Origin of the sequence: Providencia rettgeri (assembly GCF_001874625.1) — a bacterium.
Classification (GTDB): domain Bacteria; phylum Pseudomonadota; class Gammaproteobacteria; order Enterobacterales; family Enterobacteriaceae; genus Providencia; species Providencia huashanensis.
On record NZ_CP017671.1, the window covers coordinates 1,881,261 to 1,903,808 of the forward strand.

The following is a 22,548-nucleotide window of genomic DNA, read 5'->3' on the forward strand; positions in this document are numbered from 1 at the left end:
TTTAAATAATAAACATTCAAATTAATTTGAGGTTTAAGTTTGTTAAATTGAACAATTAACAACACCGCAATGACGTTGACTTTTTAATATCTCGCCATTCACAAATGTTGTTACTTGTTTTACGTTAGTCATGTAAGTTTCAATATCAAAATCTCTCATGCTTTTAGTAATAAAAGGAATGAGAAATGATTTTCCACCAATAAGACATTTATTTGTTTTGTATTTAACACTTAGGAAATCAGCAAACAAAGCAATGTTATTTGCTTGGTTTAATAAATCATTTCTTTCAGTGTTTGTGACACGTAATAACATACGAAGTTTTTCATTTTCATCTTGAGTTAAATCAATAACGCCAAAACTTTTCTGTTCATCGGATGCAGCATAAGTTGTCATATTAATGATATTATTCATTGATAGTCCTTAACGCCTGAATTAAAACTCAGGGTTATTATAAATAATTATATATATCTATTATTGAATCACCTTTCTGACGGTTTTCATTGTCATAATGATTATCAGAAGGTGATATTGAATTGGAAGAATGATATTCATAACTTGTTATTGATGTTTTAATTGACGACTCACCATAACAATCAGGATGATCTTCTTCATTGATACCTAATTTCTCTCTTAGCTTCTTCCAAGAAAACCGTGGAGCGCTGTGAGATTCTAAATATCGAATACCAAAGCCTTCAAGCCTCAAGGGAGCATTAGGTTGTAACTTTAATACAGATGAGAAAACCTTTATTTCATTTCTTATCTGTTCATCAAATGATGCTACTTTTTCTTTAGCTTCATTCAATTGTTTTTGTGCTAATTGAAATGCAGATTGTAATTCAACTAACTTTTTTGTGCGTGAAATTAAATCTTCAGGGTTAATATTACGTTCTTTTAGTACATCATCACTATTTAAATAAATTATATCCTTATTTACATCAAACTCAGGAGGCGTTTTGTTATTAACGCAATTCCAGAATCTTTTAGTGATGGTAACAACCTTATTTATTATTTTGTCATTAATTTTTAATTTAAAGACAAGAGGTGTTTCTTTAGCAGACCAGAATACCAAGTACCCATATGTGCTGCCAGTAACTACCATTTGATGATAAACCTGCCATTTGTAATAGTTGAAAATTGAAGATTTTGCTTTTTCTTCTAATAACAAACGGTGGTTTTTTGGGGATATATTTTTGAACTCTACAACATCATTATTTTCAATAAGTCCATCAAGTGAGGCTATCATGTGCGGATATTTCCTACTTCGCACACAACAAGGACTACTGATTTCCCCATACTGATTTTCAAACCAGTGTCGGGCGAACTGTTCGGATAGCTTCCCTACTTCAACTTGCCGTATACATGACAAATCCTTTGGTGGAATAGCTCCGATCCATTCTAAATATAAGCTGTAAGGAGTATTGCTGAACTCATTTTTAACGTCGGGATTAAGAGTGGGGGTACACGTAGCTGTTACACCCGTTTTTCTCCAGCTTAACCATTTATCAGAACCTTGAATGAGATCATATATATCGAAATTATTCATATTAATATCCAAAACCCGTAGATAAACTACGGGTCCGGTTGATATCTATTAATTCTGCTCAATAGTACGCAAAATATAATCAGATAACGGTTTAAATTCGATAATAGACAACTTATTTATAAGTGGTGCCATATCGCTTTGTTTTTTACAATCAGAGAATAACTGTCGGCAACAAGCTAAATCAGATTTAACTTGCTCAAGTGTTTTTATAAATGCTACTTGATCTGAGCCTGAAACAGTTGAAATGAAATTATCAACATCTTTAAAATCATTATTCTGGATTGCATTAGATAGTATTTTATTAAATACATTCTTTCTTTCTGCTATTAATTCTTCCTTTGCATATTCAATTTCTGTAGGATTAAACTCAAAGTTATTTGAGATTTCATCAAGCATACTTTCAAATGCATTGGTCTTGCTGCACCGTTCAACTAGCTTGTCAATCCGCCGTTTCACTCCATTACGAATGACATCAACTACAATAGCCTCAGACACGTTTTTAGACGAGTCTGTTACTACTGCTGAGTCTTGGTCAGTAAATGCGTGTACAGCTTCATAACTAGTTGTTTCGAGCGAAACAGGACGATTTTGAGTAAAACCCTCACCCCCATCTGTATTCAGATAATCAATTGTTCGCATGATTGCCTGATTAGCGTTAGGAAGTAAGTGTATACAGGATTTGATAGCAGTTTTTCTGATCATCTGTGTAGTAAACAACGACCACGGAGATTTATCAGGACTATACAGCCAACTTGCAGATTTTAAACGGGCACTTGCAATATCACGTCTGGTTATGAAGTAAATCAAGTGAGTATCGTCATGCAGAAGGTAGTCAACATATACCCCCCTGAAATTACCTCTTTCACCGATTGAGCCTTTGTCGAATTGGTCTATAAGAATATTTCCAACATCTGCAAAAGGGTCATAGTGATGTGTTGGTGGTGTCCGTCTGCCATTGAACTCAAACTTATCTTTTTCAAAAACTAAATCTATAATTAAGTTTTTACACATTTGAGCTTCAATAGCCATTTTTATTAACCCCAAATACGAGACATCAAGAATAACACGCTCATCTCTGGGTACTAAGTATGCTAATTTTTGAGCAGGGTCTAACGTTAGTGACGTTGTTGCAAGCTGTAAAAATGCAGTTTTAAAACTAGCGGGATTATTAATAGCAATCGCCATTAGTTTTTTGTTGTTATCAATCTGATTCTTAGCAAAAATTGCTTCATTAAAATACGATGCTTCACTAAGGGAGTTCTCAGTAAATTTCGGTTTTAAACTTGCAATTATGTTAGAAACAGCTTTGCTACCTTGAACTATATTCGATGATGACATATATAAGATACCTATTTAAGAAACAAAAAAACCGCATATAGCGGCTATTGTTTGAATTGGAATTGATGAATATTAGTTCAAATAGATTTTTTACTATCTAATGAACTTAATAATTGGCTTTTTAACAATAGCTGATTATTATCATATTTATTTTCTTCCAATTTTTTATTTGATTCATCAAGCGAATTTCTGGATTTATTAAAGTTTAATATATCCGTTAACTCTCTGATGCGTTCTAAACTTCTAACGCGCTGTTGTCTTGCTTCTTCATCTATTTCAACCTCTGATTTCGTTTGATAAGTATTAACGCCATTGATTGATAATATAAATGGAAGAATATAGAATCTTTCTTTAACAATATTGTTAATTACAGATTCTTTTAATTTAACCTCACCCTTTGCAAATATCGTATCATTGCTTTTTGCATTTGATAATATCTCTGCAAGTTTGGTGTCCTTACAAACTATATGAAAGTAAGCACTTTGATCTTCAAGCATGACATCATAAACTATTTTGTCTTTTACTTGAGTCGAGCGAATAATATTTATTTTACCTGAGAATGATAATTCACACATATTTTCACCTATTTATTTAATAAGAGACACATAATTAAAACTATGAGCTCAGAGTTTTTGAATAAAGTATATTCAATGATTGATTATATTTTATTAGGGCGTAGAAAAGCCTTGACTGTTAAGCGTGATGCTAAACAGTTGTGATTAACCAGAAAGATCTCCGTTTGGGAGCTGCCAGTTTCTCACTACCGAGTCGGTTTCCTGACTCATCAATTATACGGGCATATTCAACAACTTCTTCACGCTCTTTTTTGAGAGTGATGAAATCACCTTTCTGCACCGTTGAGTTAGCAATTGCATCTGCCAGACCTAAACCCCAAATGATATCTTCATCAATACGAACGTAATAGGACCGTCTGTTTTGAGGTTTGAACTGGTAGTGCGCTACTCCGAAATCACGTAAAATACCGTGGTATTCTTTGTGAGAACCCTTTCGACAGTCGTTAGAAGATGAAAGCTGTGCTTCGTTTCTATCCAATCTATCGCTATTTGAGGCGCAAATTTCCGGATAATTATTGCTTGAGTCGTCTTTTTGCTCACAATCGTGTGCAATCATTAACTCGTGTGAAGTTGGAACTTCAGCGTTTGGATATAGGTTCACATCATCGGCATTGCGAAAATGTGCCTTTCGTCTATTTAGCTGATCTCTATTGCGTTTATTCAGATACAAAATCATGAAGATAGTTGTACTGATAGCAATCGAAACCAGATTTTTAGTGCTAAAACTTTCTACGTTTGGTAGTGATCCATCCCACAAAAACACAAGCGCAAACATTATTGAAGCGTATGCAACCGTGAATTTATAGTTCAGGCAGGCGTGAACAAGCACACCAATCACTAGTATTGATATGATTAACATATAATTTACCTTCGTAAACTTGGGTATTATTGGAGAGTTTAAAACCGTTAGTAGTCAAAACTACTTCGGGGGAGCGAGGGATTATTGAAATCTCTCTGAATTGAACTATGAGTTAACATAGCTAGAGGTAGTGTCAATCAGACACTTGTAACGGAACTATTCTGTTTCAAAAAAACTAAGAATGCAAGTCCCTTTTTTGATTGCAATTTTTGTTGCTATCATGAAAAGATCTTTTTTATTGGTACGTATAATGAAGGTCTTTGAAACCGGTTTTGGAGAAAATATGAGTCAGGAGAAAGAAGTTGTCGATTCAACGACTACACAAAAAACAAGACGGAAAAAAGTAACTTCTGTACCGTCGTCTGAATACAAAATGCACTTGGACACTACTATTGCAATTGATGCATATCATCAACGGTTCTATGTAGCAAGCCAAGCTGCCTATTTGATGGAACAGCGCCTTGAACGCTGTTTGATGCATCGAGATAAATTACTACGTGATCGTGCTGCTGCTATCATAAAAACACTCAATCAGGCTGTTGACAGTAATTTAACTGATTTAGAAAATTACAAACTCACATTGGTGCAAGTCATATCTGAAGTTGGGAATGAACGTGGTGATAAATATGAGTTATTAACCTATTCTACCCCTCGCGATATGACTATTGAAAATCGTACTTATTTTGCAACTAGAATGTGTGTAGGGTTAGAGACTCTCGATCTTGTAGTTAAGTATCTTGATGTTTGCCGACATTATTCTTTAGTGCCATTGCCTGAGATTCTTGAAACGCAAAGCACCGCTGATAAACGTATGCGAGGCATCTTTAGCACAATCATTCGTCATGGTGAAACAATGAAGCGGTTGGAGATTGAGTATGCCAAGAAGAAGGCAGTCCGTGATGATAAACCTGTGTCAGATAGCGCAATTGAAAATGATTAATTGAATATATCAGGTTGACTAAAGATGGTCGTAAGGATCATCTTTATTTAACTACAATTGAAACCTAATTAATGGTAAGCAAATGAATACCTATCACTATTTAGCTATTGGGTGTGTTGTTTTTAATATTGCTTTATTTTTTTACTATCTTTATAAAATCTCTAAAGATAATGGGAGTTATATTAATCGTCGGTTATTATTAATTCCACTTGTGCTTGCAGCTATATTATATTCACAAGCTGTTTATTATGAAGAAAAGGTTTTGCTAGGGGAATATTATGTGAAGCAATGTAAATTAATAGAATCAAATATATCCAATGGGTTTTTAGAGTCCAACACTAATAAAATAGAATGTAATGGGGTCTTTGATAATGTATCAACATCTAAATATAATAATGCAATTGATGCGTATAATGAAAGATTAAATAAATAAGTATAATAATTTGGTTTATTTTCACCATGATTAAAAAAACCCACTAATCGTGGGTTTTTTTTTATAAAATTATACGGCAACAGTCCATCCATTGAAAAATCATATACGTACTTTCTTGCCCTGACCCCGTAGGGTATCTGAATGATCCTCCTTGCCACTTGTAAGGAGTTTCACCAAGAACGTGTGATCTCTTTGTTTCTGGTGTTGGATAAACCATATTAAATTTATATTGTTGTTTGGGGATAGTTGGGTAAACACGAGGTTTACAAGCCACTTCACGACCTACGGTAAGACGTGCAAGCCCTCTGCGGTGTTCAAGTGATAATGATTTTGCTGCGGTCAAGCTGGTTGTCCTAGGTGTGTCTCTTGATGATGTTGAACCGGTTAACGGATATTGACCACCCCATGATCCGGCGCACCACCACAGCTTGTTCATCGGCTTTCCGCCGCCAGTAATGGCAACAGATTCCATTGTACACGCTTGATGTGCAATTATATTTGCTACCGCTACGGACTCAGGATGCTGGAAGAATGCCAGAGTTGCGCTATGCCAAGTTGGGTCAATCTCTGAAAAACTAATGATATCAAAGTCACTGTATGCGTCTGGTTGACAACCTTTCGGCAACCACAAATCTAATATACGTAACAGTGGAGCAGAGTAGTAATGATAGTGATAGAAACTGATACCAGAGTTCGTGTCTATCTCATGACCTGTATCTGATACCTGTGTACCGTAACTGTATTTATTCCCCACATTGATTTTTAACCCGCCCATCGTAGAGAAGCAACCAGGAACTCGCGTAACTTCCATAATTTTGCGAGGTTCCCACACTCCAGTTAACAACCCTGCGTGATAAACCCCTAATCCGTCAGGACAGGCGCAGAATACGCCCTTTGCGGCATCATCAGGCATATCACCGCTAGGTCCAATATTAGCTCCTGATATCTTTATCGGAAAAATGCAACTCCAGCAAACATCAGTAAACATTTTGCCCTTTGTTAAAAATTCATTATCCTTGCATGTGAATGATCCAGTATTATTATTTTGTACACTTTCTGCATAGCTTAACGAAGTTAACAGGAGTGCAGATGATAATAACAATTTAAATTTATTCATCAGTAATTCCTTTCTGCATATTCATTAACAATAAATTGCTTATCATCACCGGTTACAATGCTTGGAACATTACGAATCCCAAAACGCTCTTTCATGCCTTCTTGAATAAAATATAAAGTGGCATCATCACCATATAAATTGCTGTCGGAAAATGTTTCCCAACCGTTCCCATAAACGTCAGTTGCAATTAATGTAGGAATTAAGTTTTCTTCTTTGGCATTTTGATATTGCTGTTGTGCAAATACACGTTGCCATTCTGAAGCAGGATTGAAAAAAATTAACTTCAAGTTAAACGGGATAACGTCCATAGGGTTTACTCGCCCTTTTTTGGCAATTATGCGTCCATCTGGAGATAATATATCCTGTGGTATCACAACGCTTGGGTCTACATAGTGGGTGCTATCTTTTAGAGCTTCAGGGAATTTGTATATATCTTTATTCTTCCAGTATCGGTTATAGGCATCCTTTTTCATTTTCTCGAAATCTAGATTTTTAATACCTTCTTCAATTAAATCCAGCATATTACGTTCAATTACCTCAACAACTGGTCCTTGCACACCCATATTCCCTGTTTTGTTATCGAGATAATTAACATTGGAAATTCCATGTACCAGAGATACAAATTCACCATCATTTTCATGAATGATAGTCGGAATGGTTCGCACACCATATTTGATAAAAATGTTCGGGTCTATTGTGAAATTCACTTCTGACTTCGTATCGCGAATTAATTTATGCCAGTGATTTATTTCATCGACCAGTGAATCTTTATTTTTAACTCCCTGAACAACTAGGATTACATCATTACGACCTGATACTGACCGCATAATATCAATTACTTCAGTATCTTTAAGACTTGCCGAAATCAATATGTAAAATACATTACCTTTTTGCTGTTGGTTGAAATTTCCACTTTCATTCTGACTTTTGATCATCTCCTTCAGTATCTGACCTTCATCAGTCGTTAGCTTGTTAATAGCCTGATTTGCCATGACGTTTTTATCTGCGATAAGCTGGCGCGTTGCTTCTCTGTGAACTTCAGCTTGTGCCGCTGCCACTGCTTTCAGTTTTTCCAAATCTGCCATGTCTGTATCAGTAGCTCGTTCGACAGTAGGAATGGATTCTGTATATGGAGTAACCATATTTAATTTACTATTTGCACTGGATGTAATGGACAGTGTTAATAGAGAAATTAATAATGTAACTTTCTTTTTTACCATATCGGATATGCTCTCCCGATCACATTTTCTATGGGGAGTACGCCCCAATACCGTGAGTCAAAACTGACCTTAGTTCGACCCATTAGCCAGATGTGACCAGCAGGAATTATCCCTTCACGTTGTAATTCCTGCTCTGTATGACCAGATTCTCTTGCTAATAGAAGTCCTTCACCCACCATCAGCTCATTGACAGTGGTTTCTTCAGGATTGACCCTAACCTTGTCACCAGCTACACCGTCTATAAATTTGATCGCAATGCTACTGATGTATTCAGACCGAAAAGCAAATATTTTCCCTTTCTGAATATCTTTATCCATTTTGTCAATTAGATAAATTCTGTGTTCAGGGAGGCAGGGGTAGTTTTGCGGATCAATCCCAATTGAAAAACGATTAAGTATGTAATGGCTTGCAGGTGCGACAGTGGCGACAATAATCAACATATAAAGAGATTGCCGCCCCCATCCCCGTTTTTTCTTTGAAATTCTTTTATAAAGTTTCTTCAGGTGCATATCAGTTATCTTTTAGCTTTCCACTGATGTATACGCCGTCAGGAGCCGTATGAAGCGCTGATTGATTGAATATGATGAAACCTTTGCCTTTCAAAATGTCAGCTCTATGCTGTATTACCGCTCGTTCTTGGGGGGATTTGATACTCCCGTCAGGGTTACTCATGTTTATCACAGCAATTTGTGCCACCAGTGGCTTTGGTGGCTTTAAGTGCGAGTAAATACCCGCACCGATAAACCCGAACAAAATCGGTAAAAAAACGGTTTTAATCATCGTTTCCGTACCCCTGTTCTATTAAATAATCATCAATTGCCTCAATGACGTCTTGCCCCTTCTTCAATTTATCCTCAATCGCCTGTACTTCAGATGCTTTTGTTGTGTAAAGCATGTAAGAAAACTTATCGACAATGAACCGGCAAATTCCTCCCCCCATAGCACTCATAAAGTAGATTTCTGAATAGATACCCGCTTGGCTTTTTACTGTTTTCAAAAATTCGTAACCAGCTTCATCGAGCGGTAAACGTTCTTCCCTTCGTGCTTTGTTCACCGCAGATTCTGTTTGTCCTAGCATGGCAAGGAATGCGGAGTTATCTGTGATAGCAAGACCAACGCGGTCTTTATACATATCATTGATAGATTGAGTTATCGTAATAGCACTACCGTAGTATTTTCGGAACCGGCGATACCCTTTTTCGATAAATGCACCGATGTTTCCTGTTAGTAAAGCCCATGCCTCATCAATGATTACAATCTTCATTTGATCTCGATCACCTAGATACATATCCTGTTGAATTTGATAAATTAATTGCATCAGAATGATTTGTTTCAGGTGTTCGGATTTTTCAATGCGACCCAACTCAAGTACAGTAAACGGATTATCAAACGAGATATTGTTTTTACCGGTAAAATATTTGCCGTATTGACCTTCTTTTGTGAACGGATATAACTGCTCACCGATATCTTTAATGCGCTGATCAGGATCGTTTTTGCAGGAGTCTGCTACCATGTCGATAGTTGTTTCTTTACCATGTTCCCTAACTAATTTGGCAACATGATTTTTCAAACGGGATGTTTCAAAATCCCCTAAACCGTCTTGTGGTGCAGCCATCACTGACAGCAAACCAATAACTAAATCTTCTTCACCGGTTCCTTCATCTGCATCTTCATCTTCACCAAAGTAATCTTCAATAATTTCAAAGAAGTTAAGACATGGTTTGGTCGATGGATGAAAATCCACATACGAACCATCAAACATCTGACACAGTTTTTTATATGAGTCGCCAGCGTCAATTACCCATATCTTAGCCCCTAGTGAACGGTATGCAGAGATAATGTAGTTAGTTAAGAATGATTTACCTGAGCCAGATGATGCGGCAATACATACGTTGTAGTTTGTATCGCTTTGGAAAAAGTCCATTGTCTGGACCTGACCATTTCTTGATGTAAGAGTCAGAACCGGATTACCAGTTCCTTGCCAATCTGAATACAGTGGAGAAAGAACGAGTGCTTCTTCCACCGCCAGAGTTCGAGAGCGACCGAAAAATTTGTCAGCACTTGCTTCATAAAATAATGGCAGTGTGCCTAGAAATATCGGTGCGACGAAATTGACATCGGGAATCATTTTGAAAGATAAATTGTTAAGGTAGCTAGTTGCTTCCTGTACAGATTGATTAAGTTGTTGAACTGAATTGGCAAAAATTGAAACAGAAAAGGCAGCTTTGTAAATTGGCTGTCCATCATCAATTTTCTGAGCCAAAACATCAAATCCCGAACTTGTGGTTTTCATTGATGGAACCCATCTTGAAGATGGTCCATCTGCGTTGCGTGTAGCAACTGTACGTTTTGATGTAAATGTACTTTTAGCATTCTGCTGGTCTGGATAAACCAGTGTCATGTTGATGATGCAGGGGTTTTTTATACCGGTTGCACCGTTCATCAAATCGCCTAAAAAATACTGAGCCGAACCCTCTTGAAATCTGCGAGGCAACTTTTTAGCTGAAATTGTTCTTGCAAAAGTAGTGTTTGTGTCTGTTTTACTACTCTCATCCTCTGGATTGCCGAAACCGACATAATTAGACCGAACGAAAAACAAGCTATCTAGTTCTAGTAGCTGTTCCGAAATCATTTTATCTTCATCAACTTCAATCGGCATTCTGTCGCGCCATGTCGCATTACTGCCTTGATTTATCATTGAAGTGATAGCGGTAAGATATATTTCTCTTGTAAGTTGCTGAGGTGCGAAACCCGTCATTCTAAGAGTGGTTTCAAAGTTACCCTGCATCTCTTTAACAGTATTTAATTCATTATGTGAAGGAGAAAGATCATTTTTAATAGGCACTTTGACAGTAAAGTACAATTCACAGTTACGAGCTTTTGTATTAGTGCCGCTAAACGCTTTCGATGTATGAGCCAGCAGAAAACGTGAGCGTTTTAAGTTCGTCGTTTTCATAACCTGATTCTGACAATTCATGCGTAAGAAATCAGATCTATTTGCAATGTGGCTGATATTTGGTGAGGCAAACAAAGATATCTGAATAACGGTACTATTCGGGAAATACCCTGATAAAAGCGTTTTTAATTGAGAGAGCTCTTTTCCCGTTGTACCAGACAAGGGAATACATTTAAATCCAAAACCGATATAGTTATTTTCACAAATAAAAATGTTATCATCGTCATGAATTGCTAAAACTGGACATAAAGATGAAAAACGCTTAAAGGTTTGCAATTTTTTTAAGATAGTAGCTGTTGCCATTATTTACCACTCTCCAAAAATGACTTTAACCCTTCAACTGGTTTACCTACGTTGTAAGTTCCATCGTCACGAATAATGAAAGGGATCATACTCACACCAAAAACTTGTGCGGTAATTTCCCTTTTCATCAAAGCCTCACGGTCACAGTTTTCAATTTGATCGAAACGTACACTGTTATTCCCTGTAATGATTGCTCTGTCAGCTCTGTATCTGTCTTTTGCACAATACAATTCAAAATTGCGTTGCTGGCTATTACTGTTTAAAACGCCTACGGAAAGTACATGAACAGTATATTTCTCAGGGTCCAGATTATTTAGTTGCTGTAAAGTTTCATGGCACTGAACGCAGAACGGGTCAGTGAAAATAATGGTCTGCTTTGGACCTTTTCCCCACGTTGCAGACTGCAAATCATCCATTTTAATATTGAGGTTCTTTACAGGAATAATTGATCCAAACTTTTGAATTTCTTCAAACGAGGTTAAATCTTTTTTCGCCCATGTATCATATAAAGTTCCCTTGATAACAAATCGCCCATTCGATGTAAGAAGCTGTAAATTACCATTGTTATTAAGTGCAATTATCCCGTTGCTTGGTAATAGAAATTTGGGAATATCAGGCGTTTTTGTGGGATGTGCTTTTAATGCTTCTTGATTGAAAACAGTCTGTGTATTTGTTTTTTCGATATCAGCATAGTTCGCATGAGCGTGTGCGGTTGTGAAAGCTAAAGCTAATGATATTAAACTAAGGTGTATCTTATTTTTCATTTTGAATCCTGCACCATCTGCGTATTTATCTGTGGATTGTGATTCTTTCACATCTGAAAAATTTCTTTTCTTGTTTGGCAATAAAAAAAGGACTTAAAAAGTCCTTTTTAAAATTGTTGCTGACCACCAGTTATTTTCGGTTATCTGGTGTTTGTAGTGGTTTGAGAACCGCATTGTGCTTGCGATCTGGACGAGAAACACCGACTTCCCATTTACGAGGCGATATCTCCGTGTAGACATACCCTGTGATGATAAGATCTCCATCTGTGTTTTCGTATGGGTCGATTAAAACACGCATTACCATCGACTCGCTTCTAATGGGTTGTGGGTTTGCCGCAGGTTTTGGCACAGGTACATATTGTCCAGACTCTGTACCAACCCATTTACTGTTTTCTGATTTGAGTATGTTATCCATATCGCTTTTGCTTACTACTTCTCCGTTGAGCTGCATTTGAGAAACAGTATCAATTTTTTCTTGATAGTTTTCACCATCAGTCAATTTGTGTACGTCACGAACACTCATACACGTTACTGAATTAGGCATACCTTTACAGCCAAACTCTGTTTCACCGACCATAAGAGATGAACAGGCGGTTAATGAAAGGGTAGTTAAAACCATCAGTGGCAATAGTAAAAATTTCATAGAGTAAGTCCGTATTTTAATTGGTTTGTCTGAATTGAAGTTGAACGCCTTTTGTGACAACAAAATCTATTGATCTGGCAGGGTCAATTTCAATTACAGGGAACAGGTCTTGTGCCATATCCATGTAAAAGTCAGCTAACCGGTTGAGTGCGCTGCCTACGCCTTTCATTGCTGCACCTTGTACCTTATTGCTGTTAATTTGTTGATAAGGTGACTGAGTTGGTCCTATTCCGTCCTGTGTTAACGTGATAGATGGAATTTGCTGAACACTGAACATTTCCGAGCCAGCTTGAAGAAATCCTGCAATAAGCGCTTTCGCAAGATATTGCCCCTGTTTTGTTACTAAGCGCCCACGAATACCGATTTTCCCATCCTCTCCGACGGCATACGAATCAAAGGTTGCTTCAATAACTGCCCCATCTTCTCTGATGCAGGAGATCGTGTTACTGCGTAAGTAGGCACGTTCTGATGATAGCTCGCCATAACCACTGCTAATAATTGCACAATCACGAATATCCGCGGTGTAGTTATTAGGTAAAATTGCTTCTCTTTTCACACGCACTAACATTGGATAAGGGTGTTCTCTTGCCGCTTTCGCTGTGGGTGCATCCATCCCTGACAAAGCAACTGTGGAAATAATAGAGCCAGCCGGTAAGTACGTTCCTTCCAGTTCAGGGTTCACATTTGCATCCGTTTCGGATTTTGATAATGTATTATTCGCTTTGGATTCTGAGTCGTGATTATTTGTACCATCATAGGTAGTCAGCTCAGGGTATTCTTCATCTGATCCAGACGTATTTGCTTCCTGTGTTGTGTTCGGACTGTACGGTATATCATTTTCATAAACATCATTCAGGTTACGACCGCCCCCTGTCTGACTTGAAGTTCTGCCGGTGTTGGAAAAGCTATTCGTATAATCCGGCGTGTTAATCTTCTCTTTCAGTTGCTTATCAAGCTGTTGCTTTAGTTCAGCAGAGAGATCATTTTTTTGATTTTCTAATATTTTTTGTTGAGCATACAGTTGTGTAACTTCCTTTTTATACGATTCCTGTACGGATAATAGACTATCAATTCGGTCATCAATTCGACGTAAATCAGCGGCAATTGATTCTTGACTAACTCCCTGTGTGTCAGCGTTGGTGAGCAAGTTTGTCACCGGTTTGTTGTTCACTGCTGATGCAGCGGTCTGATATTCGGGTTCACTGGTTAAAAAATACAAAGCTGTTACCAGTAAAATTCCACCACCACCCCATAAGACAAGTTTTTTCTGTTTTGGGCTCAGGTTTTCGTATTGGTCTTTGATAGACATGCATTACTCCGCTAGACGTGGGCGAGAATTTTCAGAACGAGTTTCCTCTGACGTATTAGATTTACGAATCACAAAGTAAGCCTCAGTCGATTGCTGCGGTTCTAACGTGTTATTGCTCCATAGAGCTCTTGCAGCTAATCTTGGATGTGTACACAGTGACTCATCAACAGTGACGGTTGTGTTACCAATGTTTTTAGCAACCCCAATTATTACGCCGAAATTACTGCCTGACAGATACTGTCCTTCGCTAAATGTGTATTTGATATTATCTTGTGGGCTATTTGTTCTGAACGCACAATTGGGTACAGAAATACCTGCATTGTTGATCCCCATAATTTCATAGCCAGCAGGTACATCACCCAATGCGACATTTCTTAGTAATTTAGTGATTGTGCGAGTGTATGAATCACTTTTTTCCCATTTATCTGCGACTTCCTTATTACCCGAGGCTGTAGGGGTGTAATACTTGCCACTGTTATATACAGCCACGTTTTCATCGTCTTTTTCTAAAAGTAGAGTTGCTTCAACAGGCGGTCTTTTTTGTGGGTGCAGGGATAGTGAAATTGCTTTACTTTCATCACCTTTATTCGTGATGTACATAGCAACAGGATTATCTTTGAATGCAGTAAAGTAAATTACATTACCCTCCTGTCTTATTTTTATTTCATTCTTTTTTATCGTTTGAACAACCGGTTCTGAAAACGGTGTAACAATTCTGTTAGGTTGTCCTAATGAGACTGGAATTAACGTGTTTTCACCTGAACGAATTGTGTATGTCATACGGGAATTAGTTTTAGCTTTTGATGAAATGACAGACGATGGCACCGGTTGAATATTTAAGTCGTCTGAAGCAATCTCTTTAATCGAGCTGGATTGATTCTCAGCACCGCCTGAAGGTTGTTGATCCTGACCATAGACAGAAATGGTTTTCGCTGAAGCGAATGAGCTCAAAGCTAGTGAAAGAAGCAGAACCTTACAATTGAACTTAGCCTGATAATTAATCATTTACTCTACTTCCTTCAATAATATCTTTAGACTGTGAATCATCTGGTAACACACCGCCGTTTGCTTCCTGCTCATACGTCGGCAAATATGCATCACCATTCTTTAATTGAATATCTTCGATAACGGGCTTATAGCCACGAATATAAACTGTGACAATGTAATGAACTGTCTTAGTCGTAGTTCTTCCTGTCACACTTTTAACTTCTTGTGAACCCTCGACAAAGTAGACGCCCTTCGCTTTCGGGTCTGTTGAAATACGAGTTGGTGTAAATGACAGTGATACACGGTCACGATTTATCTGACTGATAGCATCATCAATACTTAGCATAATCCGTTGGTAGCTATTGGGAGAAAGAAACGGCGCTAATGAGGATTTAACGAAATTTACTGATGAGGGATTAGTATTGCCAAGTAACGTTGCGATATAACTCGCCCACGATTGCATATATGCCGTAGAACCTTCATTTTCATCAATCCAGCCAGTTGTTTGTAAGTTAGGCGGCACAATTATGATCTTTTCATTCTTTCCATACAGAAGGAACAGTAACCCAATCGCAATGAAGCCAGTGCATAAATTAGATAGTGATAGGACTTTTGATGTTTCCTGTAGTCTGGAAACTGTTTTTGTCATTTTGAAAAATTTCATCAGTAGAATTCTCTGTCAAATGAATCAGGAATAAATGTAATTTTGTTGTCACCGATGCCAAATCGCCAGTAGACCAAATGGGCTAAATATTTATCAGATGCTTTATCAAGAAAACGTCCATATATCTTGCTAAGAACAACGCCAACCGCGATCATGGTTAATAATTTTCCAGTAAAAACTCCAATACCGATCATGACCATGAATGGAAATAGCTCGTCAACGGTCCAGAAAAATAGCTTAGGTGGATCATCAACACTGTGAGATATATTTACTACCTTACTCATTTTAAATACCTTATATATCAACTAATTGACTTGTGTTAACTGTCCCATTACTGCTTTGATTTCGTTTAATGGAACTGCGCCTTGTAACGGAACCGCTTTTTCTTGATATGAAACGATAGTGCTTGGAGTTCGGTCAAAGTTAAGACCAATGGCTTCTTGTGTATCGAATAAAATTTTCGCGTTGCTGCTATTGCTGTTTACACAGCTCTGAAACGCTGTCTCATCGAGACTATAACTACTTGCTAATTGAGCAATAGGCGTGCTAAATCCGCCACTTCGTTGAGAATCGAAAATGAATTTCGCAACTTCAAAAAAACCATAATTACCTTTTTGCTCATACGCACACTCTGTCAACGTTGATAGATACAGCGAGCGTTGACCATGACCAAGTGTGTGTTTGAACACAAGAGCTACGTTACCGCCGGATGAATCAACGAAATCGAGTAATTCAGGAAACCCCTGACCGCAATACGGACACTCAAAATCAGAATAGTGAATCAATAAAAACGGTGCATTTATGTTCCCGTAAACGCGATCATTCGTTGGTGATGGTTGTTCGAGTGTACTTTTATTGCTCTCTGAGATTTGTTCAGGTGTTTTTAGGGTTGTTGGTTTATAACCAGTTGCAGCGATATACGTGCTAAAAAAGTTCGCCAAATCATCATCATTGGCTATTTTAGGTATTTCAATACTGTCAACTGCTATCTGAATTTCATTCATATCAGCATTTAAAAAGTATGTTTTCATACCCGTAAAAGCAGTTAACGATGCAAGAGCAACAACACTGACGTGTGTAAAAGTTATTTTTTTCATTTCTTCTGACCAAGTTCTATTAAATCGCTACGAGAAATCATTTTCCTTTGTGGCATTTGATTAGACGCTTCGAGTTCATCTTTAGTGAGCTCAAATAACTTCAATACAAGTTCGCTTTCATCTTCAAGATAGACAGAGCTCAATGTGACTTTTGAAATATCGCTGTTAAATGTTCTAAGCGAGTTAGACAAATGAAAATTGACAGCCAACGTAATGATATTGAAAACAAAAATACTCGCTAAAACTGACGTAATTAAATGACTGGATTTATTAAGCATAGGACCCCCCGACAGAGGCATAATGTACCAATCTATCGGGGTTTTTTTTGGCAGAAGGGTATTAAAACAATGATGATTGTTTTTAGATTTGCTTAGGGAGATTACTGATCATTAAAATAATGGAAGTAGGTATGACAAATAATGTCATGACTGCATTTATAACTGGTGGTACGGGCAGTGGTATCAAAATTGATACTGCAACCAAGAAAACAGTCAACCCTATGAGCTTCATACTACGTCTGTTTAAAAAGGGTGATACATATGAGAAGTCGTATTGCTTCCGCTTCCATCTGCAAACACCGGCAATGAGTGAGGGTACTAAAATGATACAAAAGAACGGCAACCAAAATGATAAAAGAGCCATACGATACACAATCATATAGTTATGGTAATTTATCATTTTCGCTAAGTTAATGAAAAATGGATAGAAAATCCCACTTATATTGTTAAACGTTTGCTCCAGCGGGTCAACTGACACTGGCAATGGTGCATAGTAATTTGTTAATGCAGAGTTGATACCGGTTTGAACAAAAAAGTCATTATATAACTCATTGGCAAATGGGAGAATCTGGCTATGAAAACCACTTTTACCAGTAATCAATTCGCCCATTTTTAACTCGCTAACCATGTTTGATTTATACCATTCAGCAGGGATAAACAATGACATGATAATGAGTAAAACTGTTACCGTAAGTAACAGTTTTTTAATTGAACTACCGTTAGATTGTGTATCGGCTGACATTAATAACCTCTTTAGAAACTGGAAATAACGCTATTATCTAACCTTTCAGGGAATTTATACTTGTGATATTCATCTAAAGGCGAAGTGTTATTTAACTTTGAAAGAAAAACTATGGATTTTGAAATGACTATTGCTAGATTGTCCCAATCTGAAATCTTCAAATCAGTTTTTTTTCTTTGATAATATTTCTCAATTTGTTCGTTGAAGTAGTCACAGAAAATGGTTTCAAATTCAGTGTCCTTCATAGATAGAAGCATTAATATGATCTGACGGCTACAAATATTCCACTGGAGAAGAAAACGACCAAAATATATGTCGCTTGCATTGGATCTAAACTCATACTCTGGGACAATATTATCCATTTAACGTGCCTTATTAAATTCTTTGATTAGCATCTTTAACTTTAATACTTCTTTTTCGCTGGTTGGTAATTGTACAATTGGAATTTGACCTTTACATATATTCCCCGCTTTTAAAATAGCGCAAAACTCTAGATTTGGGAGGTTTCCTAATAGTTGTGGAGGAAATAACTCACTCTCAACCTCCATCAATCGCTCACCAATACTTCCGGTGATTTTTTCTGGATCTTCCCCCGAACTCGTACCATGCCCTCTTTGGATGTACTTGAAATTTGTAGTTGGTATTCTTTCTATTAAATCTTTTTGACCTTGAATATTGATAGTCCGTAATGCAATGTTATGGTTCGCATTTATACTAACTTGTTCTTTTTTCGCTTCAGAGCCAAGGGTTGCAACGTAGTCAGTGGTAGACTGTGAGGCAATGAATAACTTAAACCCTGCCCCTCTCCCTTTATTTTGAAGCCGAATAACCTGATCGTTGATAACTTCAGCAGCTTCATCAATAAGAATATTTGTGTCGCGTTTCTTTTCACCACGCGGTTTGGCATAGTTATAAATATCAGCCGCAACAGCAGTGATATCGCTTAGAAATATTGAGCCAACGGCGTTTCCTTTATCACCATCGGCAAGAGAATTAAGCCCTAAATACATCATTCCGTTTGTATTGATGATATCTTTCATATTAGTAATGACTCTTTCATCATCAATATTCTCACTGGACGGTGACAATACTTCATCTAACCCATCACTAGTTAACATACTTAATACAGGTAGTGCTGTTAATATCATTTTTTGGAAATGTTCACGATTATGCTGAAATAGGTCAATTCCACTTTTAATGAATGTATATTCCTTAATTTTTGCAATATCATTCAGATAGATAGTGATTCTTATTCCGGCATGGTTCTCGATAGTTCCTGTCGTTCTAGTCATTGATTGATGTTCTAATCTACGATCAAGAAGTGAGTCGTATACATCAGGAAATAGCTCATATCCTAATTTGTCGATTGCTTTAACAAGTAATTCAGCAAAATTACCCAAATTAGTACCAAGCTGTGCTTTTATATTTACAAGAGTAGGCTTTACGTTTGCGAAATTCATCAACTGCACAATAGTTGTCAACGTCATTGTCGCAAATGAAATAAATGGATCAGTTGTGTTATCAGCCTTCTGGATAACAGAAATAATACGGCTGGCTACTTCAGTTGAGTTGGAATAATTTGATATTGGTGAAATCCGGTTGGATTTATCCAAGTGTGCAATGGAAAGATAATAAAAATCATCTTCTCGTTCCATTAGTTTCATGCACTTATACATGTAATCCGCAAGTTCCTCATCATTTTTAGGGTCAATGAGAATAAGAGGTTGCCGTTTTAAAGCGGCTTGCAGAATAAGTAATTTGTAAAGAGTCGTTTTACCGGAACCCGTAGTACCAGTTAATGACGTATGTAGCGTCATTAAATCATCAGGTACGCTGATCCACTCATTTGAATTCCCTAATTTATGAATCCAGCCATGTCCCATGCTTTCATGATCATCGGGTAAAAACCTGTCAGCAACACCGCTTTTTAAAATTTCATACGCCCGTTGACCATGCTCATGCCGCCATGTAAATCCTTTACCTATCAATGTCGTGTCGCGATTGTTCATCATTTCTTTGACAACATCATAGGCTGAAGTAAACGTAGGAGCTGGTCTGGTTTTCAGGTTTTTATGCAAGACTGCAATTTTAATTGCATTTGGTAATGATTTCATGGCGAAAATGCTTTGTATCGCAGCAGCAGATAGCGTAGCAGTAAAAGGCATTGAGAGATATGCACCAACACCTACCGTAGCTAATACACCGGTTCCCCACCCACAAACTTCATACATCTCGTAGTTAGTACGAAATGGCATTAAATGTTTCCAATCACTCATTGTTTTTCTCGCATAAATTGAAGTCCAAAATGGCTGTTGTAGCTTTCAAAACTAACAGCCATGATTTGTTTGAATGTCGTTTGAGACACCCCCAACTTAGCAGATATTTCAATAAGTTCAGTCCGACTCAGCTCTATATATTGAATCGTTTTAAATTGGTTTTCGGAAATGTCGTTTTCATTGTGAATAGAAAATATGACATCTTCAATTAATGAGGTTGCTAAGTCAGGAATGGCTGGATTTAACATTTGTTCAATTTCAGAAAATCCTGTGATGATAAATACATCAATGAGTAATTCTTTTTTCAAAACAAGATAGAAATTTGATCTTAAAAGCACCAGCGCTTCATCATCTTTAGAACGTGATGCTTGAGGGCTTCTGGCTTTCCATGCCGAGGGTATTTCGAGTTTATCATCAACCAGTAAGTGATTTTGATTTATGTTGCTAATTAACTGTTCTTTTGAAAGCCCTAATAGATATATTTCAAAAGCCTCTCTGATATGAAGATCAGCTGTAATATAGATATCACTATGCATACCCTTTTGAGTTGTAATCTCTACGGAGTCGGTGTCATCAAGTTTCACGTCTGCAAACAATGATTTCTGCTCAGATAATTGAGTAGCTACTGGTATATCAGTCAGTGATTTCATTGGTAGTGCTACTGACGGTTTACTCATGGCAATAATCCGTTCTTTTAACCCTAGGCTGTGTTTATGGGTTATCTCAGAAGCAGGATTGCCTACTGGCAGTGTATCACCACCCTGTATCTTGAGATCACATGCTGCTATAACTTGAACTTCAGGTACTTCAACGGCTTGTTCATTACATACCGGCTCGATAATGGCTAGTTCTTCAAGCGTTTCCATTATGCTAGTTACATTATCAGATTCTGGAGGTGTATCATTTATTATTTTATCTACAATATCAATCGGTTGATGCTTAAAATCTTTGTTTACGATAGTTGGTTCAGTTTTTTCACCTGTGATTTCTACATTAGTTCCTGTTTTTGGTTCAAAACTAACCCAACTCGTTTCGTTTTTGACATAAACAGATGCATGTGTTGGTTTTATATTTTCGCCAAATAGTAATTCGTCTGAAGCTAATTTCACGCAGTAAAAGAACGTGTCTGGATCTTTTATAAACGACGCCGATTTGAGTAACTTTTTTGGTGCAATCTTCCAATAGAGTGAACCTCTTGGCGCTTCAATGATTACATCATGAGCTAATAGTATCTCACCTAAACTATCTGCTGATTGTGGGATAAAAATTCCAAGGTTTTTTATCTCTTTGCATAATTCTTCAGCGGCACTAGCCCAAATAATGTAGACCCCATCTGGCGTTGACCAAATCGGACTTGGAGGAACGTTTGGGGTCCAACGACCTGATGATATAAATTGGCGCATAGTATCAACCAGACGCTGAATTGTTGATACACCAGAACCGGCAGCGCGTATCGCATCACCTGATGTCAATTTGAGGTCATTTGCAACAGAGGCTCGGTCTGCGAGTAACAGAATATTAAACAACTGATTGCCATTGATTGCTTTTTTATCCGCCTGTTCCATGTTATCGCTGTTAGAAATTGCCTCTATGACTTTGAAATATAGGTTTTTACTATTTTGTTGAAGTAGTTCTATCACTTTCGCAGGAACAATTTTATCAATAAGCGAAGGTGCTATAATTCTATGATTATTATGTCTTTTCTTGTTCCACTGTAAAAAATACCTTTCTATGTCGTGTTCAACAGCCCAATGAAACAGATTTTTTCCACTAGGTTTCCACTGATATACACCAGTCTGATCCCAAATTTCATAGTCAGACACTGGTTTACCAATGTCGTGCAGTAATGCAGTTACAGCCACTGCAAGACGCCATTTCAAAGCGTTAGCAGACCGTTCTTCAGGGGTTTCATTGCTATCAAAGTCCGTGGTCTTTGTGTGCTTAACTGCGATGTAACAGACTTCTAAACTGTGTCGTAAAAGCCCTCCTTGAGCTCTGTGGTGATGTGCTTCAGAAGCTGGTAGTAAGTGTATGAAATCAGCAGTATTACATAGTAGTGGCATGACCAATTCATCAAATAGCTCACCGATTTGCATTTCTCTTTTGATTTTTGTGATCATTTCCGCTTGGGTTTTAATCAGCAATTGTTTTCCGCTGATTCTTGCAGGATATCCTTCAATTTTTGGCGGATATCCAATCGGCATTTTGAATGTTTCTATTTGAGATTTAATATCATCCGGAATTTCAATCTCACCTTTTTGAAGTATGGAATGCTGTGAGTCCTGCATATCTGGCAATGTTGACACATCTACCGAGAAGGGATCTTTCCCTGATTTCAGTATGGATTTTAACCAATTTATAAACATTCGGTGAACCTGCTTCTCTAAATTTTTAGGATTTTTTGATGCAACAATGTTACCTGTTTTTAAATTTGCAATTTCATAATTAGAACCGTTTTGCATTGTTATATCGGGAAAAACTGCACCTAAATAGTTCATACTCAC

General features: G+C 37.3%; 24 protein-coding genes. 2 read left to right on the forward strand and 22 right to left on the reverse strand.

The annotated features are described in order from the left end of the window. Nucleotides 1-42: 42 nt before the first annotated feature. From RB151_RS08440 to RB151_RS08460, 5 genes are all read right to left on the reverse strand, one after another. Nucleotides 43-411 (reverse strand): hypothetical protein, encoded by a 369-nt coding sequence (locus RB151_RS08440; RefSeq protein WP_048607587.1) that lies wholly within the window; start codon nt 409-411, stop codon nt 43-45. A gap of 37 nt (nt 412-448) precedes the next feature. Further along, a complete protein-coding gene (locus RB151_RS08445; RefSeq protein WP_071547982.1) occupies nt 449-1,543 on the reverse strand; it encodes a lambda-exonuclease family protein in 1,095 nt (364 codons plus the stop codon). Between the two features lie 48 nt (nt 1,544-1,591). After that, entirely contained in the window at nt 1,592-2,881 is a 1,290-nt protein-coding gene (locus tag RB151_RS08450) for a recombinase RecT (RefSeq protein ID WP_048607589.1), read from the reverse strand. A 77-nt stretch (nt 2,882-2,958) separates the two neighbouring features. Continuing rightward, the gene (locus tag RB151_RS08455) at nt 2,959-3,456 is read right to left on the reverse strand and encodes a hypothetical protein (protein ID WP_048607590.1); all 498 of its coding nucleotides are present in this window, start codon (nt 3,454-3,456) and stop codon (nt 2,959-2,961) included. Between the two features lie 130 nt (nt 3,457-3,586). Further along, nucleotides 3,587-4,315 carry a hypothetical protein gene (locus tag RB151_RS08460; RefSeq protein WP_048607591.1) on the reverse strand — a complete coding sequence of 243 codons (729 nt, stop codon included), beginning with the start codon at nt 4,313-4,315 and terminating at the stop codon, nt 3,587-3,589. A gap of 181 nt (nt 4,316-4,496) precedes the next feature. Here RB151_RS08460 and RB151_RS08465 point away from each other — a divergent pair, with 181 nt between their 5' ends. Next, nucleotides 4,497-5,255 (forward strand): hypothetical protein, encoded by a 759-nt coding sequence (locus tag RB151_RS08465; RefSeq protein ID WP_048607593.1) that lies wholly within the window; start codon nt 4,497-4,499, stop codon nt 5,253-5,255. 82 nt (nt 5,256-5,337) lie between these two features. Next, complete coding sequence (locus RB151_RS08470) at nt 5,338-5,688, forward strand: hypothetical protein (protein ID WP_048607595.1); 351 nt, start codon at nt 5,338-5,340, stop codon at nt 5,686-5,688. Nucleotides 5,689-5,749: 61 nt separating this feature from the next. Here RB151_RS08470 and RB151_RS08475 read toward each other — a convergent pair whose 3' ends face one another. From RB151_RS08475 to mobH, 17 genes are all read right to left on the reverse strand, one after another. Next, entirely contained in the window at nt 5,750-6,805 is a 1,056-nt protein-coding gene (locus tag RB151_RS08475; RefSeq protein WP_048607598.1) for a TraU family protein, read from the reverse strand. Next, a complete protein-coding gene (locus RB151_RS08480; RefSeq protein ID WP_053083857.1) occupies nt 6,805-8,025 on the reverse strand; it encodes a TrbC family F-type conjugative pilus assembly protein in 1,221 nt (406 codons plus the stop codon). Before RB151_RS08480 ends, RB151_RS08475 begins: the two co-directional genes overlap by 1 nt. Beyond that, nucleotides 8,019-8,534 (reverse strand): signal peptidase I, encoded by a 516-nt coding sequence (gene lepB / locus RB151_RS08485; protein WP_048607599.1) that lies wholly within the window; start codon nt 8,532-8,534, stop codon nt 8,019-8,021. Before lepB ends, RB151_RS08480 begins: the two co-directional genes overlap by 7 nt. A 1-nt stretch (nt 8,535) precedes the next feature. Further along, nucleotides 8,536-8,805 carry a hypothetical protein gene (locus RB151_RS08490; RefSeq protein ID WP_048607601.1) on the reverse strand — a complete coding sequence of 90 codons (270 nt, stop codon included), beginning with the start codon at nt 8,803-8,805 and terminating at the stop codon, nt 8,536-8,538. Beyond that, nucleotides 8,798-11,284 carry a type IV secretion system protein TraC gene (traC, locus tag RB151_RS08495; protein WP_048607603.1) on the reverse strand — a complete coding sequence of 829 codons (2,487 nt, stop codon included), beginning with the start codon at nt 11,282-11,284 and terminating at the stop codon, nt 8,798-8,800. Before traC ends, RB151_RS08490 begins: the two co-directional genes overlap by 8 nt. Next, nucleotides 11,284-12,048, reverse strand: coding sequence for a thioredoxin fold domain-containing protein (locus tag RB151_RS08500; RefSeq protein ID WP_048607605.1), 765 nt, complete (start codon nt 12,046-12,048; stop codon nt 11,284-11,286). Before RB151_RS08500 ends, traC begins: the two co-directional genes overlap by 1 nt. 130 nt (nt 12,049-12,178) lie before the next feature. Beyond that, nucleotides 12,179-12,691: a type IV conjugative transfer system lipoprotein TraV gene (gene traV / locus RB151_RS08505; RefSeq protein ID WP_023159932.1), complete on the reverse strand. Its 513-nt coding sequence runs from the start codon at nt 12,689-12,691 to the stop codon at nt 12,179-12,181. A 16-nt stretch (nt 12,692-12,707) separates the two neighbouring features. Next, entirely contained in the window at nt 12,708-14,000 is a 1,293-nt protein-coding gene (locus RB151_RS08510; protein WP_053083858.1) for a TrbI/VirB10 family protein, read from the reverse strand. Between the two features lie 3 nt (nt 14,001-14,003). Further along, nucleotides 14,004-15,005 carry a TraK domain-containing protein gene (locus RB151_RS08515; protein ID WP_048607609.1) on the reverse strand — a complete coding sequence of 334 codons (1,002 nt, stop codon included), beginning with the start codon at nt 15,003-15,005 and terminating at the stop codon, nt 14,004-14,006. Then, nucleotides 14,998-15,651 carry a TraE/TraK family type IV conjugative transfer system protein gene (locus tag RB151_RS08520; protein WP_048607610.1) on the reverse strand — a complete coding sequence of 218 codons (654 nt, stop codon included), beginning with the start codon at nt 15,649-15,651 and terminating at the stop codon, nt 14,998-15,000. Before RB151_RS08520 ends, RB151_RS08515 begins: the two co-directional genes overlap by 8 nt. After that, nucleotides 15,651-15,935 carry a type IV conjugative transfer system protein TraL gene (gene traL / locus RB151_RS08525; RefSeq protein WP_023159936.1) on the reverse strand — a complete coding sequence of 95 codons (285 nt, stop codon included), beginning with the start codon at nt 15,933-15,935 and terminating at the stop codon, nt 15,651-15,653. Before traL ends, RB151_RS08520 begins: the two co-directional genes overlap by 1 nt. A gap of 21 nt (nt 15,936-15,956) precedes the next feature. Further along, nucleotides 15,957-16,748: a DsbA family protein gene (locus RB151_RS08530; protein ID WP_048607612.1), complete on the reverse strand. Its 792-nt coding sequence runs from the start codon at nt 16,746-16,748 to the stop codon at nt 15,957-15,959. Then, on the reverse strand, nt 16,745-17,026 hold the full coding sequence (locus RB151_RS08535) for a hypothetical protein (protein WP_048607613.1): 282 nt from the start codon (nt 17,024-17,026) through the stop codon (nt 16,745-16,747). The genes RB151_RS08530 and RB151_RS08535 overlap by 4 nt, the downstream gene beginning before the upstream one ends. Before the next feature lie 82 nt (nt 17,027-17,108). Beyond that, nucleotides 17,109-17,768 carry a DUF4400 domain-containing protein gene (locus RB151_RS08540; protein WP_048607615.1) on the reverse strand — a complete coding sequence of 220 codons (660 nt, stop codon included), beginning with the start codon at nt 17,766-17,768 and terminating at the stop codon, nt 17,109-17,111. Nucleotides 17,769-17,779: 11 nt separating this feature from the next. Then, nucleotides 17,780-18,130 (reverse strand): hypothetical protein, encoded by a 351-nt coding sequence (locus RB151_RS24275; protein WP_048607617.1) that lies wholly within the window; start codon nt 18,128-18,130, stop codon nt 17,780-17,782. Then, nucleotides 18,131-20,044 carry a conjugative transfer system coupling protein TraD gene (traD, locus tag RB151_RS08550; RefSeq protein ID WP_048607619.1) on the reverse strand — a complete coding sequence of 638 codons (1,914 nt, stop codon included), beginning with the start codon at nt 20,042-20,044 and terminating at the stop codon, nt 18,131-18,133. Next, the gene (gene mobH, locus RB151_RS08555; protein WP_048607620.1) at nt 20,041-22,542 is read right to left on the reverse strand and encodes a MobH family relaxase; all 2,502 of its coding nucleotides are present in this window, start codon (nt 22,540-22,542) and stop codon (nt 20,041-20,043) included. The genes traD and mobH overlap by 4 nt, the downstream gene beginning before the upstream one ends. Between the last annotated feature and the right edge of the window lie 6 nt (nt 22,543-22,548).

Excerpts from the sequence above, each read along its gene's own strand:
- RB151_RS08440 (WP_048607587.1), bottom strand. The coding sequence starts at position 411 with ATGAATAATATCATTAATATGACAACTTATGCTGCATCCGATGAACAG.
- RB151_RS08445 (WP_071547982.1), bottom strand. The coding sequence starts at position 1,543 with ATGAATAATTTCGATATATATGATCTCATTCAAGGTTCTGATAAATGG.
- RB151_RS08450 (WP_048607589.1), bottom strand. The coding sequence starts at position 2,881 with ATGTCATCATCGAATATAGTTCAAGGTAGCAAAGCTGTTTCTAACATA.
- RB151_RS08455 (WP_048607590.1), bottom strand. The coding sequence starts at position 3,456 with ATGTGTGAATTATCATTCTCAGGTAAAATAAATATTATTCGCTCGACT.
- RB151_RS08460 (WP_048607591.1), bottom strand. The coding sequence starts at position 4,315 with ATGTTAATCATATCAATACTAGTGATTGGTGTGCTTGTTCACGCCTGC.
- RB151_RS08465 (WP_048607593.1), top strand. The coding sequence starts at position 4,497 with ATGCAAGTCCCTTTTTTGATTGCAATTTTTGTTGCTATCATGAAAAGA.
- RB151_RS08470 (WP_048607595.1), top strand. The coding sequence starts at position 5,338 with ATGAATACCTATCACTATTTAGCTATTGGGTGTGTTGTTTTTAATATT.
- RB151_RS08475 (WP_048607598.1), bottom strand. The coding sequence starts at position 6,805 with ATGAATAAATTTAAATTGTTATTATCATCTGCACTCCTGTTAACTTCG.
- RB151_RS08480 (WP_053083857.1), bottom strand. The coding sequence starts at position 8,025 with ATGGTAAAAAAGAAAGTTACATTATTAATTTCTCTATTAACACTGTCC.
- lepB (WP_048607599.1), bottom strand. The coding sequence starts at position 8,534 with ATGCACCTGAAGAAACTTTATAAAAGAATTTCAAAGAAAAAACGGGGA.
- RB151_RS08490 (WP_048607601.1), bottom strand. The coding sequence starts at position 8,805 with ATGATTAAAACCGTTTTTTTACCGATTTTGTTCGGGTTTATCGGTGCG.
- traC (WP_048607603.1), bottom strand. The coding sequence starts at position 11,284 with ATGGCAACAGCTACTATCTTAAAAAAATTGCAAACCTTTAAGCGTTTT.
- RB151_RS08500 (WP_048607605.1), bottom strand. The coding sequence starts at position 12,048 with ATGAAAAATAAGATACACCTTAGTTTAATATCATTAGCTTTAGCTTTC.
- traV (WP_023159932.1), bottom strand. The coding sequence starts at position 12,691 with ATGAAATTTTTACTATTGCCACTGATGGTTTTAACTACCCTTTCATTA.
- RB151_RS08510 (WP_053083858.1), bottom strand. The coding sequence starts at position 14,000 with ATGTCTATCAAAGACCAATACGAAAACCTGAGCCCAAAACAGAAAAAA.
- RB151_RS08515 (WP_048607609.1), bottom strand. The coding sequence starts at position 15,005 with ATGATTAATTATCAGGCTAAGTTCAATTGTAAGGTTCTGCTTCTTTCA.
- RB151_RS08520 (WP_048607610.1), bottom strand. The coding sequence starts at position 15,651 with ATGAAATTTTTCAAAATGACAAAAACAGTTTCCAGACTACAGGAAACA.
- traL (WP_023159936.1), bottom strand. The coding sequence starts at position 15,935 with ATGAGTAAGGTAGTAAATATATCTCACAGTGTTGATGATCCACCTAAG.
- RB151_RS08530 (WP_048607612.1), bottom strand. The coding sequence starts at position 16,748 with ATGAAAAAAATAACTTTTACACACGTCAGTGTTGTTGCTCTTGCATCG.
- RB151_RS08535 (WP_048607613.1), bottom strand. The coding sequence starts at position 17,026 with ATGCTTAATAAATCCAGTCATTTAATTACGTCAGTTTTAGCGAGTATT.
- RB151_RS08540 (WP_048607615.1), bottom strand. The coding sequence starts at position 17,768 with ATGTCAGCCGATACACAATCTAACGGTAGTTCAATTAAAAAACTGTTA.
- RB151_RS24275 (WP_048607617.1), bottom strand. The coding sequence starts at position 18,130 with ATGGATAATATTGTCCCAGAGTATGAGTTTAGATCCAATGCAAGCGAC.
- traD (WP_048607619.1), bottom strand. The coding sequence starts at position 20,044 with ATGAGTGATTGGAAACATTTAATGCCATTTCGTACTAACTACGAGATG.
- mobH (WP_048607620.1), bottom strand. The coding sequence starts at position 22,542 with ATGAACTATTTAGGTGCAGTTTTTCCCGATATAACAATGCAAAACGGT.